The sequence below is a fragment of the Aequorivita xiaoshiensis genome (assembly GCF_022008395.1).
GTDB lineage: Bacteria > Bacteroidota > Bacteroidia > Flavobacteriales > Flavobacteriaceae > Aequorivita > Aequorivita xiaoshiensis.
Window position 1 is genome coordinate 55,378 of sequence record NZ_JAIRBB010000002.1, and the last position, 15,870, is coordinate 71,247.

Here is a 15,870-nt window from a genome sequence, read left to right on the forward strand (position 1 = left end):
ATGATTATTAATTATTAAAAAGAACCCGTAGGGCTTAAATGTTTATAGAATATATGTTTTGTTTAGCTTTCGACCCCGTTGGGGTCTTATATTCACAACCTTGCTACTTGTTGTAATTAAATAAACCTTTTGCGGATTATTCGATAACCTTCGCAGAAATATAAATATTTTCTAATGGCCAATCGCCATCGTCGGCTTTTACATTTGAAATTTTTTCCACTACATCCATTCCTTGAATAACGTTTCCAAAAATGGTGTACTTTCCATTTAAATGTGAGGTTGAAGACCTAGGGCCGTGGAATATAAAAAATTCATAAGGCGCTGTTCTGTGATCAGGATTTTCACGGTATTCTTTAGCTCCAGAAACAGTTCCATATTGGTGAATTCTACCTGGAATAATTTCTGCGGGTAATAAATACTTGTTGCCTAAGGCAGCCCGTTTACGAGGTGTAGAAACTAAATCACTATTTCCACCCTGAATTATAAAATTAGGAACTACACGATGGAAAAAGGTTTCGTCAAAGTACTTTTGTTTTACCAAATAAATGAAATTTGCTCGATGTAAGGGAGTGTCTTTATACAACTCAATTACAATGTCACCAAATCTACTTGTAATTAAAACCTTCGTTTCGGGATTGATTTTTCCGTATTCGGTTAAAAACTCAACTACGTTTTCATTTGTTATTTTTGGATAATCTGTCTTTTTATCTTTTTCAACTTTAGTTTCATCTTCATCTTCATCTTCATCTTCAACTTCAACCTTTTTCTCGATTTTAGTTTCAACCACCGTTTCAGTAGTCTTTTTCTTATCCTCACAACTTATAAATATTACACAGCTAATAGCTAGATAGACGGAATAGACAATAAATTTCTTTTTCATTTAATTAAATATTTGATAAAATTGAAGATGTAATGTTCAAATTCTTCATCTTCGTAGTTTAATAATTAATAGGTTTTTTATAAATGAATTTCCGTGAGTTTGAAAAACGAATTGTAAAAGTAAGAAAAATGGAACTTCCAGGTGAAACAGTGCAGTTTAAAATGGCGCCTGAGGAGCGATTAAGGGAGCTAAAAGAATTCGCTAGACTTAAAAATACTGCAAAAAAAGCCGGAGTAATGTCGTTGTTTTATCCTACAGAAACGTTGGAAACACGTTTAATATTAATACTTCGGAAAACTTATAAGGGGGTGCATTCTGCACAAGTTGGTTTCCCTGGTGGAAAGATTGAAGCTGTAGACAATTCTTTGCAAGATGCTGCACTTCGCGAAACAGAAGAGGAGGTCGGGGTTTCGAGAAATACTATATCAGTATTAAAAGAACTTACAGAAATTTATATTCCTCCGAGTAATTATTTTGTGCAGCCCTTCTTAGGAATTACAAAGGAGCCTCCAAAATTTGTAGCTGAAGAAAAAGAGGTTGAAGCTTTGATCGAAGTAACTTTAAAAGATTTTATGAATGATGAAAATATAATTACTCAAACACTATCCACTTCTTACGCTACAAGCATCAATGTGCCAGCTTTTAATCTCAATGGTTATATAGTATGGGGTGCTACTGCAATGATGCTCAATGAGGTGCGAGAAATGCTTAAAAAAGCTCTATAAAAGCATATTTTAGTATATTTGCGTTTAATCAACTTGATTGTTAATAAGTGTATTGCAGCATAAAAGAAAACAGCCTATCAACTATTATCTGCAATAATTTATTGTTTGCATTTAACGAAACTGAACTGATAAATGAGTCTTTTTAAAAAGAATCCATTCGGGCATATAATTTTTTTTAAACTCTGGCTTATACGCATAGCTGGGGTTTTAACTCATAGACGTTTTAAAGGGTTTAATGAGCTAAAAATTCATGGAAGTGAAATTATAAAAGACCTTCCAGATACCAATGTTCTCTTTGTAAGTAATCACCAAACTTATTTTGCTGATGTTGCAGCGATGCTTCACGTCTTTAATGCTAGTTTAAGCGGAAGAGAGGATAGCATTAAAAACGTAGGTTATTTATGGCGTCCTAAACTCAATATTTATTTTGTTGCCGCAAAAGAAACGATGAAGGCTGGATTACTGCCTAAGATTCTTGCTTATGCTGGATCGATTAGTATTGAAAGAACTTGGCGGGAAAAAGGAAAGGAAGTAAAAAAACAAGTAAAAATGAGTGATGTTAGCAACATCACAAAGGCGCTAAATGATGGTTGGGTCATTACTTTTCCACAGGGAACAACAAAGCCTTGGAAGCCTATTCGCCGCGGTACAGCACATATTATCAAAAAGAACAAACCAATAGTAGTCCCTATTGTAATCGATGGTTTTAGAAGGTCTTTTGATAAAAAAGGACTTCGAATTAAAAAACGTGGTATCCTTCAAAGTATGGATATTAAAAAACCTTTAGAATTCGATTATGAAAACGATACCATTCAAGATATAGTTGAAAAGTTAGAGTACGCTATCGAGCAACATCCTTCATTTCTTAAAGTGATTCCTTCTGAAGAAATTCAGAGTGAAGAAGAACTTAACAAAGAGAGACAGTGGCGTTATTAAGAGAAGTTTTAAGTAGGAATTTTTATAATTCCATTTTTTCTAACTCTTTATAATTCTTGTATAACCTTTTCATTAAGATACCATAAATAATTCTGTAAAATAATAGTATAAGTACTATTAGTACGGTTCCAATTAATATTTGGCTTAAAAAAAACATGCTCATAAACCTTTCCTGAGTTACATCACTCAAACCAAAATCTTCAACCATATATTTAAAAACTATATCTTGGTTTAGGTAGTAATAAAAATTAATACAGATAAGTAATACCGTTGTAGCAGTTACATTGTAAATTACAAAGTATTTCACAGTTTTACGTGCGCGTAGAATATTCTGCATCAACTCCTTAACCGAGTCGGTTATCGATATTTTTCGATAATTTTTATAAAATAGATAGATAAATACTCCAAATACTGAATAATTGAGGATGTTTACAACAATAAGGGTGTTGTGAATTCCAATATCATTATTAAACTTAGTGTTCGATTCTGGTACTAAGAATGCTAAAATTGTCCAAAAAATAATTTCAGCGATACTGATATAGAATATCCACTTCACAATGGAAGAAGACTTTTTCAACAACATTTTATAAATGTCGTTAAAACTCAAATGTGGCAAATCCTGCTCACGGCTTTGCCATTGTTTTTTTAAAAGTTCTAATTCATCCATTATAATCTACGGATTTAAAATTTTTTTTAATTTTCCTTTTATTCTATTCATTTTCACTCTTGCATTTACCTCACTAATACCTAGAGTCTCGGAAATTTCTTTGTAATTCTTGTCTTCTAAGTAAAGAAAGACAAGGGCTTTGTCTATATCATTTAAATCTTTAACAGCACGATACATTAACTTTAGTTGTTGTTCGGTAGTATCGTCATAAGGTTCGGAAGAAATTTTAAAACTAACTCCTTCAAAATCTTGTGTTTTTATGGTTCTTTTCGATTTTCTATAAAGTGTAATTGCTGTATTAAGAGCAACTCTGTACATCCAAGTGCTAAACTTACTATCTCCTCTAAACTTTGGATATGCACGCCATAGTTGTATGGTTATTTCCTGAAACAGATCGTTGTGCGCTTCACTGTCGTTGGTGTATAGCCTGCAAATTTTATGTACAATGTTTTGATTTTCCTCAATTTGAGTGACAAAACTATGTTCCAGCTCTTTGTTCAAAGTTATTTTATTGGTACTAGGTTAGTATATGCTAGTTTAGCTTTGTTACAAAAGTCATAAAAATTAAATGAAGCATCTTAACAATTTGTAACTTTAATAAAAATTAGAGCTATGAATATTCCTAAAACCAAAAAGCAGCGTATAATTGTAATAGGAGGCGGATTTGCTGGGGTTTCCTTTATAAAAAAGCTTAGGAATGAAAATTTACAAATTGTACTTTTTGACAGACATAACTACCACACTTTTCAGCCATTGTTGTATCAAGTATCTACAGCTGGTCTTGAACCCGACTCTATAGCATATCCACTTCGGAAAATTTTTAGGAAAAATCTTGATTTTCACTTTAGATTAGCTGAGGTTGAACATATTAATACTGAAGAAAATACTATTTACACCTCAATAGGTAGCTTAACTTATGATTACTTGATAATTGCGACTGGTACGCGTACAAATTATTTTGGAAATGATAGTATAGCTGAAAACAGTATGCCGATGAAGACAGTTCCTCAAGCTTTAAATATCCGAAGTTTGATGCTACAAAATATTGAGAAAGCCGATATAACTTCTGATGAAAAAGAAAGAAAACGGCTTCTAAATTTTGTGATTGCAGGTGCTGGTCCTACGGGTGTTGAGTTAGCAGGAGCTTTAGCCGAATTTAGAAAGGGTATTTTGGAGTTCGATTACCCCGACATAGACGAAAAAGAAATGAATGTTCACCTTATTGAAGGGCAGGATAGAGTTTTGCCACCAATGAGTAAACAGGTTTCAAAAAAAGCACAAAAATTTTTAGAAAAACTTGGCGTTGAACTTCACCTGGAAACTTTTATTAGCAGTTATGATGGGAAAACGGTAACTACAAAAGATGGCAAAACATTCGAAACCGCAACATTTATATGGGCTGCAGGGGTAACTGGAGCTTTAATAAAAGGTATTGATGGAAAGGCTTTAATTGAAAAAGCAAATAGGTATAAAGTTGACGAATTTAATAAGGTTGAAGGTTTTGAAAATATTTACGCCTTAGGAGATATAGCATTAATGAAAACTATAGACTTCCCTAAAGGTCATCCCCAGGTAGCTCAACCCGCAATCCAACAAGGAAAGAACTTGGGAGATAATTTTAAAAAAATGCTGAACGGCAAAAAAATGAAACCTTTTAAATATAACGACAAAGGGACAATGGCTACCGTTGGAAGAAACAAGGCCGTTGTAGATATAGGGAAATTACACTTTGGAGGTGCAATAGCCTGGTTTTTATGGATGTTTGTTCACTTGTGGTTTTTAGTTGGCTTTAGAAATAGGGTGGTAACTTTTTTTAATTGGACCTACAGTTATATCAATTACGATAAAGCAGCTAGATTAATTATTAGACCTTTCAAAAAATAAAATAACTCTAAAGAATTACTTAATTTTTACAGGAATCGGGTTTCCACTTGGTATCCAACTCCCTCCAACTTCTTTTATATTCACATCCAATGCATTCGAGGATTCAACCTTTTTTATATTTACCTTCATTTCGTCGTAAGTGTCAATACTCTTCAGATTGACATTTAGCTTATCGTATGTATTAATGTCTACTAAACGTACATCCATTACATTATTTATAGGTTCAATTTCTTTGCTTTTGTTAGCATAAGCAGATGGAATTAAATTCAAATCTTTCACTAGGTTAAAAGTTAAACAAATTGCGATGATTGTTAAAATAGTCTTGGTGTAAGTATCTGTTTTCATAATTAAATAGATTAGGAATTATTTTTTAGCAATTTTTATATTTATCGTGTAAACCAACGCCTTTTTTAATTAATTCACTAGACTTATCCAGGCGTTTTTGTTGGGTTGCTTCTCGTTTTGCTTCACTGATATATTCAGCATATTCTCTTTGCCTACCGGGGGTTAGTTTGTAAAAGCTTTTTTCTAAAATTTTATCAGTTGCTAATGCGCTTTTAAGTAAAAGAGGAATTGAAACATCTTTTTTCTTAACAGGCTTCATTTCTTTACCAGCCTTAGCGTTTTCAATTGCCTCTTCTATATATTGGAAAATAAGCTTAGAATCAATTTTATCATCTTCTTTAAAGCGCCATTGCCTTAAAGTTTTAGTTACTCCTTCTTGGGCATTAATAAGGGTTTTAGTTTCATCCTTTAAAAACACACCTTGATGAAACCAAAGTGCTAAATGATTTTTGAAATTAGCCATAGCAACTACTAATTTTCCATTAAGGGTGTAAGTTGGTTTGCCTCATTTCACTTCTTCCTTCAATTCGGTTTGTTGAATAACACTGCGTAGAAGTTGAAGCTTATCTTTCCACTTTGTCTGTTTATGGATGAAAATATCTACTTTTTCTGAATCTGTCATTTTAAGATTGATTTAAACCGAAGATACAATAATTCTTTTTTTGTTCAGACTATGGATGATAGAGGCAAAACAACCATATCAGAAATTTGAATTTTACAAAATAGAATAAAGTATTAATTATAAACTTTTTAAGGATAATTCGTAGCTTGTGTGTTGATTATCAATTTAATGTGAATTTTTAAAATCTAAGAAGAAATTTGAATTACAATTGAGCTATGTTTTTTTACAGTTCAGATTGTTTTATTCAGAAATGCCGTGTGGAAAATTCATCTTTGAACCGTAAATCAAAATCCACCATTAGATGAAAGTTTCAGTAGTTTTTTTTCTAATAATTCTCTTTCCATTTTCCTTTTTTGCACAGAGCAAAATTTCGGGAATAGTAACCGATAAAAAAGGTGTTCCAATATTTGGGGCAAATGTTTATTTAACCGGAACTTATGATGGTACTACATCAGATCAAAATGGAAATTTCACATTTGAAACTACCGAAACTGGAGTACAAACCTTAACCGTATCCTATGTTTCATTTGAAACATTTACAATGATAGATGACGTTTTGAAACTAAAAAATCTTAAAGTTGTTCTGCGTGACGATGTAAATTCTTTAGAAACAGTAACAATTTCTGCAGGCTCCTTTTCAGCCGGTGATAATAGTAAAATTTCTGTTTTAAAGCCGATGGATATAGTTACAACAGCAAGTGCGGTTGGTGATTTTGTAGGAGCACTACAAACGCTTCCAGGAACTACAACCGTTGCTGAGGATGGACGCCTTTTTGTACGTGGTGGAGATGCAGGTGAAACGCAAATCTTTATTGATGGTATTCGAGTTTTTACACCCTATAGCCCTACAACCAATAACATCCCAACTCGCGGAAGATACAGTCCCTTTTTGTTTGATGGCATAACATTTTCTACTGGAGGTTATTCTGCAGAATACGGACAAGCGTTATCCTCAGTCTTACTATTGAATACCATAGACGAACCTGTACAGGAAAAGACAAATATTGCTATTATGAGTGTTGGTGGAGGGGTAGGACACACCGAAAAGTGGGATAATTCATCATTGAGTCTGAATACATCTTATGTAAATCTTGCTCCTTACATTGCTGTGCTTCCTGATAGAAACACTTGGGAAAAACCCTTTGAAACAGCTTCTGGAGAGGCTGTTTTTAGACAAAAAATTGGAGACGGATTATTAAAGGTTTATGGCGCTTTCGACTCTTCAAATTTTGAACTAACACAAGAAGATATTAATCTAGCAGAAGGCTTGTATTTTAAGTTGAATAATAAGAACTTCTATACTAATGCTAGTTACTCTGAAAAACTTAATAAAGGCTGGTCAATTTTTGGAGGTGGGAGTTATACATACGCAAATACAAAGGTAAACATCGATAAAGCACATATAAAGGATGTTGAAAATTCGGCACATTTAAAATTAAAACTCAACAAACGTTTTAGTAATTATTTCAAACTGAATTTTGGTGTGGAACAGTTTCTTACCGATTTTGATGAAAAATATAATGCGTCTGATTTTTCAGCAAATATTAGGTTTAAAAATAATTTGTCTGCCTTTTTCACCGAAGCAGATATCATTTTCTCACGAAAACTTGCATTAAAACTAGGTGCTCGTGGGGAGTATAGTGAATTGTTTAAGGAAGTTACAGTTTCACCTAGAGTATCATTTGCTTTTAAAACAGGTAAAAATAGTCAGCTTTCATTAGCTTATGGAGATTTCTTTCAACAACCAGATAATGAAATTTTAAAGTTTACTACAGACGTAGAAGCTCAACACACCCAACACTACATACTGAATTATCAATATGCTGCAAACAATAGAATATTTCGTGCTGAGTTGTTCAGAAAGCAATACAATAAGCTTGTAACATACAACGAAACCATTCCCGATGTAAATAGTTTATTTAATAATACAGGAAATGGCTATGCCCAAGGATTGGATGTTTTCTGGCGTGATAACGAAAGTATAAAGAATGTAGATTATTGGGTAAGCTATTCATATTTGGATACCGAAAGAAAATATAAAGACTACCCAATTAAGGCCACACCAAACTTTGCAAATACACATAATCTTTCGGTTGTTGCAAAATATTGGATTGACGATTGGAAAAGTCAGATAGGATTTAGCTATCAATACGGCAGTGGTAGAACTTACACCGATTTAAATTCGCCTGGCTTTCTTCAGAAAAAAACAAGAGATTATAACAGTGTAAGTTTAAACTGGGCGTATTTATTATCGCAACAAAAGATACTTTATTTCTCCATAAACAATGCTTTCGCTTTTAAAAATGTGAATGGATATCAGTACGCAAATACTCCTGATGCCAATGGGAATTTTGCTAGAAGGAAATTACTTCCAGCAGCAGATCAATTCTTTTTTGTTGGTTTCTTTTGGACTATTAGTGAAGACGGGAAAAATAATCAACTAGATAATCTGTAGGAGTTTAATATTACAATTCAGTCAATGTAATCAACATTTCAGCTGTTTCATTTTTAAATAATAGAAGTATTAAAGGAAATTTGAATAATAATAAAACTTTAAACCAAAACTAAAATATCAATTATGCAAAACGTACTCACTTACTTAAGTATAGTCTTAACTGCTTTTTTTATGCAGGTAGAGGCTCAAACAACTTCAACAGAAGTTTCGAAACCAACCAAATACCAACAAGGAATGCAAAAAGCATTTAAGCTTTGGCAGGAAGATAAATCTTGGGAAGCAGCCAACTTGTTTGAAAGAATTGCAACAGCAGAAACAGACAAATGGCTGCCGCCTTATTATGTAGCTCAAATAAATATTATAAACAGTTTCACAGAAAAAGACGCAGCGAAGTTGAAAGCGCAACTAGACAAAGCACAGAATTTTATAAATGATGCTACAGCTATATCAAAAGGTAATCCTGAATTATTAGTGCTGCAAGCACAGTTGTATACCGCCTGGATAGTTTTTGACGGGCAGCAATACGGAATGACTTATTCTCCAAAAGCGGCTGCGCTTTACAATCAGGCTTTAGCTATCGCTCCAGAAAATCCAAGAATAATCTTGGCTAAAGCTGAGTGGGATATAGGAAGTGCGAAATATTTTAATCAAACAATAGATACTTACTGCAAAGACCTTCAGCGAGCGATAGAACTTTTTGCTAATTTTAAACCCGAAGGAGAGTTCTACCCAACCTATGGTGAAAAAAGAGCAAAACAAATTGTTGCAGAAAGCTGTAAGTAAAACTTTTCCTAATTTCAAGATTATTAATTAACTGATATTCTTGTGTATAATTTTTAAAATAATCATTCAATGCGCATTTTTAAAGACATAGGGAAAGCATTTTTTGTAGGGACTATTGTGTTTATTATTCTTGTGATAATTCAACATATAAATGGACATTTCTTTAAAAATGGTCGTCAGCTGCTAATTGCTTTTTCGTACAACCAATTATATTCTGTAATTCTATATTTGGCTAATGCATACTATTTTGGATTTTTACTCAAGACATTTCCCAATCAAGTCTTTAAAACTAAAAACCTTTTAAAAGGGCTTTTAGGAGGTGTTTTGGTTACATTAGTAGCGCTTTTTGTTATTCGTATAATAACACAAGTAGGAATAGAAGGAAAAGATTTTTCAGTATTTATTTCTTCTGAAAAGATTGATTACTATTATCTCTCATTCATTATTTCTGTAGTAATTACTGCGATATTTTATTCTTTTTATTACTATCGAAATAAACAACAAACCATTGTAACAGAACAAAAACTAATTGCTGGAACAGCATCAGCAAAGTTTGATGCTCTAAAAAATCAATTAGACCCTCATTTTCTCTTTAATAGCCTGAACGTACTTACTAGTTTAATAGAAGAAAATCCAGAAGCAGCTACTCGTTTTACAACTTCGCTTTCAAAAGTATATCGCTATGTTCTAGAACAAAAGAATAAAGATCTGGTTACCCTAGAAGAAGAACTAAAGTTTGCCGAACTCTACATGTCTCTTTTAGCAGTGAGATTTGAGGATAGCATCATTTTTAATACACCACAACATTTAAAAAATTCGCAAGCGAAGGTGGTGCCATTATCGCTGCAATTACTGTTGGAAAATGCTGTAAAACACAATCAAGTTATGCCATCGAAAAAACTTTATATTACTATAACCGAAAAAGATGGGGTTTTAATGATAACCAATAACATTCAGCCTAAACAAGTTTTAAAACAAAATACAGGTTTGGGGCTGCGAAACATTCGAGAAAGGTATGCGCTTCTTACTAAGCAACCCGTTACTTTTAGTAAAAATCTAGAGGAGTTTAGTGTTGCAATACCAATATTAACAGAAAACTTTGAAGTTATGAATTCACCAAAAATATATATTTCAGAAAAGAAATTTAAACAAGCTCAAAAGAGAGTGGAGAAGCTAAAATGGTTTTATGTGCATTTAGCTATTTTCGTGTTTTTTATTCCAGTACTTATTTACTTAAATATAATTTCACATGCAGGATTTCCTTGGGCGTTATTTCCAATTTTTGGATGGGGATTTGGAGTAATAGGTCACGCATCAGAAACATTTAATTACAATCCGTTCTTTAGCAAGTCTTGGGAAGAAAGAAAAATCCGTGAACTAATGCGTAAAGATGAATAAATTACAATTCGTCGCCTAATAATGACGATTCAGTGCCTTTCTCTTTATAGCGAGCACATTATTCGATACTTTTAAGATAAGGTTTAAAATTACAGTTATGGAAATAAATAAAGAAGATCGTAAATATATCAAGGCAAAACGACGTGTAGAAGAAATGAAAAAGTTTTACACTAATGTTGCGATGTATGTTATTTTCATTTGTGCTTTAGCGGGATTAAATTACTATGTAAACGAATTTAAAAATCCTTGGTTTTTATGGGCTGCTTTTGGATGGGGAATCGGAATTTTTTTCCAAGCTATGAAAGTATTTAAATGGGCACCATTTATGGGTAAAGATTGGGAAAATCGTAAGATTAAGCAGTATATGGAAGAAGAGGAAAGGCGAGAAAATAAAAGCGATTTTTAATCAAATTAAAAATGGAAGACAAGAAAAGATTATCATATTTACGAGCTAAGAAAAAGGTGGAAACTCTAAAAGCATTTTATGGACATTTGTTGATATATGTGATTGTTAACCTTATAGTTGTTCTTATTTCGGCTAATGTTTTTAATAGCAAGCCATTAGACTTTAAACACTGGAGTAATTACGCGATTGCTTCTTTCTGGGGTATAGGATTATTTTCGCATGCTATTTATGTTTTTTTTGAATTCAAATTCAATAATGTGTTTTTGAAACGATGGGAAGAAAAGAAAATCAAACAGTTTTTAGAAGAGCAATAGCAAATTGATTTTCAAATAACATGAATTAAAATTTAAATAATACTATTAAATAATGGTAGCTAAGTAGTTTTAGTGTGAAAACACCTAGATGAAAACGCTACATTTACCCACACTAAATTCACGGAACCACATGAATGTAATAATTATTGAAGATGAAAAACCATCAGCTCGTTATCTTCAACGTATGTTAGCGAAACAAGATGTAAATGTAAGTCAAATGCTACACAGTGTTGAAGAAGCAGTAACGTGGTTTAAAACAAACGAGCATCCAGATTTAATTTTTTTAGACATTCAATTAAGTGATGGACTTTCTTTTGAAATATTTGATATTGTAGAGGTTAATAGTGCTATAATTTTCACTACAGCTTTTGATGAATATGCTTTACAAGCTTTTAAGCTTAATAGTATAGATTATTTATTAAAACCAATAGATGAAGAAGAGTTACAAGCTGCCGTTAAAAAATACATGTTTTTAAAGCCTTCAAATAATAATCTACAAATTAATTTTGAGGACATTAAAAAGCTTCTTGTCAATCCAGTTGAGCGCGAGTATAAAAAACGATTTACAACTAAAATAGGGCAGCATATCAAAATGATTTTGGTAGATGAGATAGAGTGTTTTTATTCTGAAAATAAAGGTACATATGCACACACTGTAGATGGGCGAAATTATCTTTTAGAAACAACTTTAGAACAGCTTGAGCAAGAACTTTCTCCAGAACTTTTTTTCAGAATTAGCCGTAAATATATCATAAATATAAACTCAATCGAGGATATAATATCTTACACAAACTCTAGACTTCAATTGAAGTTAAATAGCTATAAACAACAAGAAGTTGTTGTGGCTCGTGAGCGAGTGAAAGACTTTAAACTTTGGTTGGAGTAAAAAATAAAAGTCATTTAATTCTATTGTCCTGAAAAGAAGACGGTAATAATTTCGGAATAAATTTAACTAATAGCGGTAGTAGCAAGCTTCCCCCTGGTAAGAGAAAAATAGTGAGCGAAGGAATAGACTTGCAAATGTCTAATAATTGCTCTTTCACTTTATTTTTTTCTTCTGTTGTTAGATCACGAATTGTCGAATGTCCAAGTAAAATAACCAATTCACCACTTTCTTCAAGTTCTTTAGCAATTCTATCTTTATTTCTAAGAATTAGTAACTTAACCGTTGCAGAGGATTGCTTGTAAAATTGCTTTACGGGGTGTGAATATTCAAAGAGTAGAATTTTTTCCGTGTATTTTTCAGCAAAATTTTTAAGAGATAAAAGACTTCCCGCTAAATCCTTTTGAGAGAAATTTAAGGTGACTAATAATTGTTGTAAAAACTGATGTTCAGAAATATCCATTGTAAGATCTTCCCAAACAGTAAGGCAGCACAAGTCCAGGATAAACTGTTTTTCTAATGAGTTTTTATCGCTGTTTAAGTAGTTTAAACTCTCTAAAAAAGTAGCCGCACCACCTTCACTATAATCTATTATATAATCTGATGATGATTCAAAAAATGCTACTAATAACTTATCGTATTTTGTTTTTTCTTTTTTGGAAATTAAGGTGTAAAAACAAGCAGTTAAGGTAGTGGATTCTAATTCACGATAATAAGTTTTCACCGAACTAGGATCTTTTTGCCATTGTTTAAATGCAAGAATATCAAGGTAGAGTAGGGCGTGGGTGAGTAAAGAAATTGTATTCTTCTTTAAAATGGTATTAACCGACTGTAATCGCGCTGTTAATATATGTTCTAAAGTATTTGACGGACTTTGTGCTACAGAAAACATTTGAAAAAATCCTGTTTTCCCTTTTTCTAAGTGATTATAAAATGTTAGAATACTTTTTATGGCATCATCGTAACTCCCCTTTTCGTTGTTTTGAAAATATTGAAAAAGTAAAGTATGAAAGAGATTAATTTTAGTAAGCTCTTCTTTTGTATATTTTAAATGTCCAAGAGATTTTTTTGGAATAACAGAAACAGTAACACCATAAATAAATCCTGTTTGCTTTAAAGCTTCGTAAAATTGATGATTGTTTTTAAAAGAATCAACTAACTCCTCCTTTTCAAATAGATTTAAGAATTTTAGTATCCAATCGGGTGCTGAAGGGTTCATCGAATTTATTATAGTTATTTTTGACTGTTCAAGCCTTGATTTTTTCTTGTTTCCCAAAAAATATCGCATTTTTGAAAATCAAGATTGTACATTTAGACCTTCATTAAAATGAACAAGTAAAATTAATTAATAAAAACTTACTAAAAAGATGAAAAAATCAAAACTTTTTGCAGCCATAGGTGGCCTTGGAATGGTTGCATTATCTGCTTTTTTGATGTCTGCAGATCATATGGATGCCCCATCGGTAAAAGGATCTTCTGCAGATATAGCAGATTTTTACGCCTTTCAAGGTGAAAACAATAATAATTTTGTTTTTGTTGCTAATATTCAAGGATTACTGCCAGCAGGACAGGCTACCGAGCAAGCTGTTTTTGACGAATCAGTGCTTATAGAATTTAATATAGACAAAGACAACGACCTTAAAGAAGATTTAGTTATCCAAGCTATCAAACGTGGAGATTCTATGCATTTCTTTGGTCCAGCAGTTCCTGAGTATACGGGGGAGGAAGGATTAAGAAGTACTATTTTAAGCTCAAGCGCAAGAAGAAGTGTAAAAATTTCTACTATAGATGATATTCAGGTAGCTGAAATAGATGGGATTAAACTATTTGCAGGACCTCGTGAAGATCCTTTCTTTTTTGATCTAAACAAGTACAACAGCATCGTAGCTGGTGATGCAACAGAGTTCAGTACCGAAGGAACAGATTATTACGCAGGAAAAAATGTTTTAAGTGTAGTAATTGAACTACCAAAATCAATGCTTCCAGGTGGTACAGTAGGGGTAAATCAGTTTTCACCTGATACTCCAATGTACAATGTTTGGGTAGAGTCTAAAAGAAAGATTTAAAACGTTTTAATCAACAAAACAATAAACATGAAAACTTTAAAACATATAACGCTCTTTGCTGCTTTGGGTTCCTTATTATTATTCACCCAATGTAAAAATGATGACGATAATATTATAATTAATGCTACTTGTTCCGATGGTATAAAGAATGGGGATGAAACTGGAATAGACTGCGGAGGAAGTAATTGTGAACCCTGTGATGAGAGTGGTTTAGATTTTACTGGTGTTTACATTCAGGAAGACCAAATGGGTAGACCGTCTATAAATACTGTGTTTGGAACATCAGGCTATAGAGATACTTACAATGTAACAGTACCTTCAAAAATGCAAGTTGAATTTCAAAGTATAATGGAAAGTAAATTGTTGTTACTAAACCCAAATTATACAACAAACGTATGGGGATTAGATGCAGGTGCATTTTCTACTTTATTGTCAAACGATGTATTGTGGTTGGCTGAAACAGGAGAAACAACTTATTCAAACGGAGTTGATCTATTAACAGGAAGAGCCTTAGGGGAAGATGTGATGAATACAACACTTCAATTAATTTATGGCGGTGCCGATGGTACAGAAAATCCAGGATTAACTGATGATGGCGTATCTTCAAATGATGCCGAATTCTCTAATAGTTTTCCTTATTTGGCTCCGCCATTTTAATGGAATTACAATAAAACAAAAAAGAGAACTCAAAATGTTCTCTTTTTTTTTGGTTTTATATAATAGAAAAGCTATTACTTAGCTATAGTTCCTAATGTGTACAATTGTGAAAGATTAGGTGTTTCACTACCGCCTTCTTCTTCTAAAGTTATACCAATAGCCTCAGATAAAGAAAAATCTGAAAATTTATATATTCCATTAGCAACCTTGTTTTCAAGATTGATTAAGCCGATGCTTGTTGCGGTAAAGGGCTCCATTTTGAGTGTCCAAACTTGATAAGCCTTCCCATTAGGAGGTGCAGGTAGATTTTTAATATCTATATAAGTATTTCCTTCTTTTTGGTTTAAATATACCTTAACAAAAGCAGTAGGTGCTACAGCTTGATTACCTGCTAATGTAAAAGTTTGCACATCTTTAGCTCTTAAAATTTCAAGAATTTTATTACTTTCTTTTAATTGATTCTCTGTTTTAGAATTTTTGGTTTTTAAAACTGTATTCTGAACGGTAGCATTTTGTAGCGCTTTATTCAAATCGTTATTTTGTTTTAGCATCCACAAAATTCCTCCCATAAAAAATATAGCTGCCGCCCATCCTAAAATAGCCGGTAAATTGCGTGGTTTTGATTTTTTGATATCAGAAGCTGTATTCTCGTTCATTTAGATGATAATTTAATTTCTGTAAAAGTACTCATATTGTCGAAACATAATTAAGTATAAAAACTCTTGCTTAATAACGTTAAATAAATAAGGATGCTATTGTAAAGGTTGTAGCAGAAGTATTTTTTAATAGCTTTACAAGCACAAATAGTACAATTTATACATATTAATTAAAATCAACCCCCCAAAAAAC

18 protein-coding genes and 1 pseudogene are annotated in these 15,870 nt (G+C 32.4%); 11 read left to right on the top strand and 8 right to left on the bottom strand.

Translation table 11 applies throughout. The features are described from left to right. Positions 1 to 136 precede the first annotated feature (136 nt). Positions 137 to 880 carry a peptidylprolyl isomerase gene (locus K8344_RS03520; protein ID WP_237606906.1) on the bottom strand — a complete coding sequence of 248 codons (744 nt, stop codon included), beginning with the start codon at positions 878 to 880 and terminating at the stop codon, positions 137 to 139. A gap of 83 nt (positions 881 to 963) precedes the next feature. Between K8344_RS03520 and K8344_RS03525 the strand changes: the two genes are divergently transcribed. Then, complete coding sequence (locus K8344_RS03525) at positions 964 to 1,605, top strand: NUDIX hydrolase (RefSeq protein WP_237606907.1); 642 nt, start codon at positions 964 to 966, stop codon at positions 1,603 to 1,605. 132 nt (positions 1,606 to 1,737) lie between these two features. Then, the gene (locus tag K8344_RS03530; RefSeq protein ID WP_237606908.1) at positions 1,738 to 2,541 is read left to right on the top strand and encodes a lysophospholipid acyltransferase family protein; all 804 of its coding nucleotides are present in this window, start codon (positions 1,738 to 1,740) and stop codon (positions 2,539 to 2,541) included. Positions 2,542 to 2,563: 22 nt separating this feature from the next. Here the strand turns inward: K8344_RS03530 and K8344_RS03535 are convergent, their stop codons facing one another. Together K8344_RS03535 and K8344_RS03540 are read right to left on the bottom strand one after the other, a co-directional pair. After that, entirely contained in the window at positions 2,564 to 3,208 is a 645-nt protein-coding gene (locus tag K8344_RS03535; RefSeq protein ID WP_237606909.1) for a hypothetical protein, read from the bottom strand. 6 nt (positions 3,209 to 3,214) lie between these two features. After that, the gene (locus K8344_RS03540; protein ID WP_237606910.1) at positions 3,215 to 3,709 is read right to left on the bottom strand and encodes an RNA polymerase sigma factor; all 495 of its coding nucleotides are present in this window, start codon (positions 3,707 to 3,709) and stop codon (positions 3,215 to 3,217) included. 111 nt (positions 3,710 to 3,820) lie between these two features. Between K8344_RS03540 and K8344_RS03545 the strand changes: the two genes are divergently transcribed. Next, positions 3,821 to 5,092 carry an NAD(P)/FAD-dependent oxidoreductase gene (locus K8344_RS03545; protein ID WP_237606911.1) on the top strand — a complete coding sequence of 424 codons (1,272 nt, stop codon included), beginning with the start codon at positions 3,821 to 3,823 and terminating at the stop codon, positions 5,090 to 5,092. A 15-nt stretch (positions 5,093 to 5,107) separates the two neighbouring features. On the opposite strand, the gene K8344_RS03550 is transcribed toward K8344_RS03545, so the two are convergent. The 3 genes and pseudogenes from K8344_RS03550 to K8344_RS14105 all read right to left on the bottom strand — a co-directional run. Further along, positions 5,108 to 5,437, bottom strand: coding sequence for a hypothetical protein (locus K8344_RS03550; protein ID WP_237606912.1), 330 nt, complete (start codon positions 5,435 to 5,437; stop codon positions 5,108 to 5,110). Positions 5,438 to 5,462: 25 nt separating this feature from the next. After that, the gene (locus K8344_RS14100; RefSeq protein ID WP_262913389.1) at positions 5,463 to 5,696 is read right to left on the bottom strand and encodes a YdeI/OmpD-associated family protein; all 234 of its coding nucleotides are present in this window, start codon (positions 5,694 to 5,696) and stop codon (positions 5,463 to 5,465) included. Between the two features lie 36 nt (positions 5,697 to 5,732). Next, positions 5,733 to 5,930, bottom strand: a pseudogene (locus tag K8344_RS14105) (DUF1801 domain-containing protein); the annotation flags it as partial. A 430-nt stretch (positions 5,931 to 6,360) separates the two neighbouring features. Here K8344_RS14105 and K8344_RS03560 point away from each other — a divergent pair. The 6 genes from K8344_RS03560 to K8344_RS03585 all read left to right on the top strand — a co-directional run bounded on the left by K8344_RS03560 (position 6,361) and on the right by K8344_RS03585 (position 12,301). Continuing rightward, complete coding sequence (locus tag K8344_RS03560) at positions 6,361 to 8,514, top strand: TonB-dependent receptor (protein WP_237606914.1); 2,154 nt, start codon at positions 6,361 to 6,363, stop codon at positions 8,512 to 8,514. 123 nt (positions 8,515 to 8,637) lie between these two features. Further along, the gene (locus K8344_RS03565; protein WP_237606915.1) at positions 8,638 to 9,297 is read left to right on the top strand and encodes a hypothetical protein; all 660 of its coding nucleotides are present in this window, start codon (positions 8,638 to 8,640) and stop codon (positions 9,295 to 9,297) included. A gap of 69 nt (positions 9,298 to 9,366) precedes the next feature. Next, positions 9,367 to 10,695 carry a 2TM domain-containing protein gene (locus K8344_RS03570; protein WP_237606916.1) on the top strand — a complete coding sequence of 443 codons (1,329 nt, stop codon included), beginning with the start codon at positions 9,367 to 9,369 and terminating at the stop codon, positions 10,693 to 10,695. A gap of 97 nt (positions 10,696 to 10,792) precedes the next feature. After that, entirely contained in the window at positions 10,793 to 11,101 is a 309-nt protein-coding gene (locus tag K8344_RS03575) for a 2TM domain-containing protein (protein ID WP_237606917.1), read from the top strand. An 11-nt stretch (positions 11,102 to 11,112) separates the two neighbouring features. Then, complete coding sequence (locus tag K8344_RS03580; protein WP_237606918.1) at positions 11,113 to 11,415, top strand: 2TM domain-containing protein; 303 nt, start codon at positions 11,113 to 11,115, stop codon at positions 11,413 to 11,415. A 130-nt stretch (positions 11,416 to 11,545) separates the two neighbouring features. Further along, positions 11,546 to 12,301, top strand: a complete 756-nt coding sequence (locus K8344_RS03585; protein ID WP_237606919.1) for a LytR/AlgR family response regulator transcription factor — start codon at positions 11,546 to 11,548, stop codon at positions 12,299 to 12,301. 10 nt (positions 12,302 to 12,311) lie between these two features. Here K8344_RS03585 and K8344_RS03590 read toward each other — a convergent pair whose 3' ends face one another. Continuing rightward, positions 12,312 to 13,517, bottom strand: coding sequence for an LETM1-related biofilm-associated protein (locus tag K8344_RS03590; protein ID WP_237606920.1), 1,206 nt, complete (start codon positions 13,515 to 13,517; stop codon positions 12,312 to 12,314). Positions 13,518 to 13,665: 148 nt separating this feature from the next. On the opposite strand from K8344_RS03590, the gene K8344_RS03595 reads away from it, so the two are divergent. Together K8344_RS03595 and K8344_RS03600 are read left to right on the top strand one after the other, a co-directional pair. Then, the gene (locus K8344_RS03595) at positions 13,666 to 14,364 is read left to right on the top strand and encodes a DUF4331 family protein (protein ID WP_237606921.1); all 699 of its coding nucleotides are present in this window, start codon (positions 13,666 to 13,668) and stop codon (positions 14,362 to 14,364) included. 27 nt (positions 14,365 to 14,391) lie between these two features. After that, the gene (locus K8344_RS03600) at positions 14,392 to 15,021 is read left to right on the top strand and encodes a DUF4331 family protein (protein WP_237606922.1); all 630 of its coding nucleotides are present in this window, start codon (positions 14,392 to 14,394) and stop codon (positions 15,019 to 15,021) included. Between the two features lie 74 nt (positions 15,022 to 15,095). Here K8344_RS03600 and K8344_RS03605 read toward each other — a convergent pair whose 3' ends face one another. Then, positions 15,096 to 15,677, bottom strand: a complete 582-nt coding sequence (locus K8344_RS03605; RefSeq protein ID WP_237606923.1) for an anti-sigma factor — start codon at positions 15,675 to 15,677, stop codon at positions 15,096 to 15,098. Positions 15,678 to 15,870: the final 193 nt, after the last annotated feature.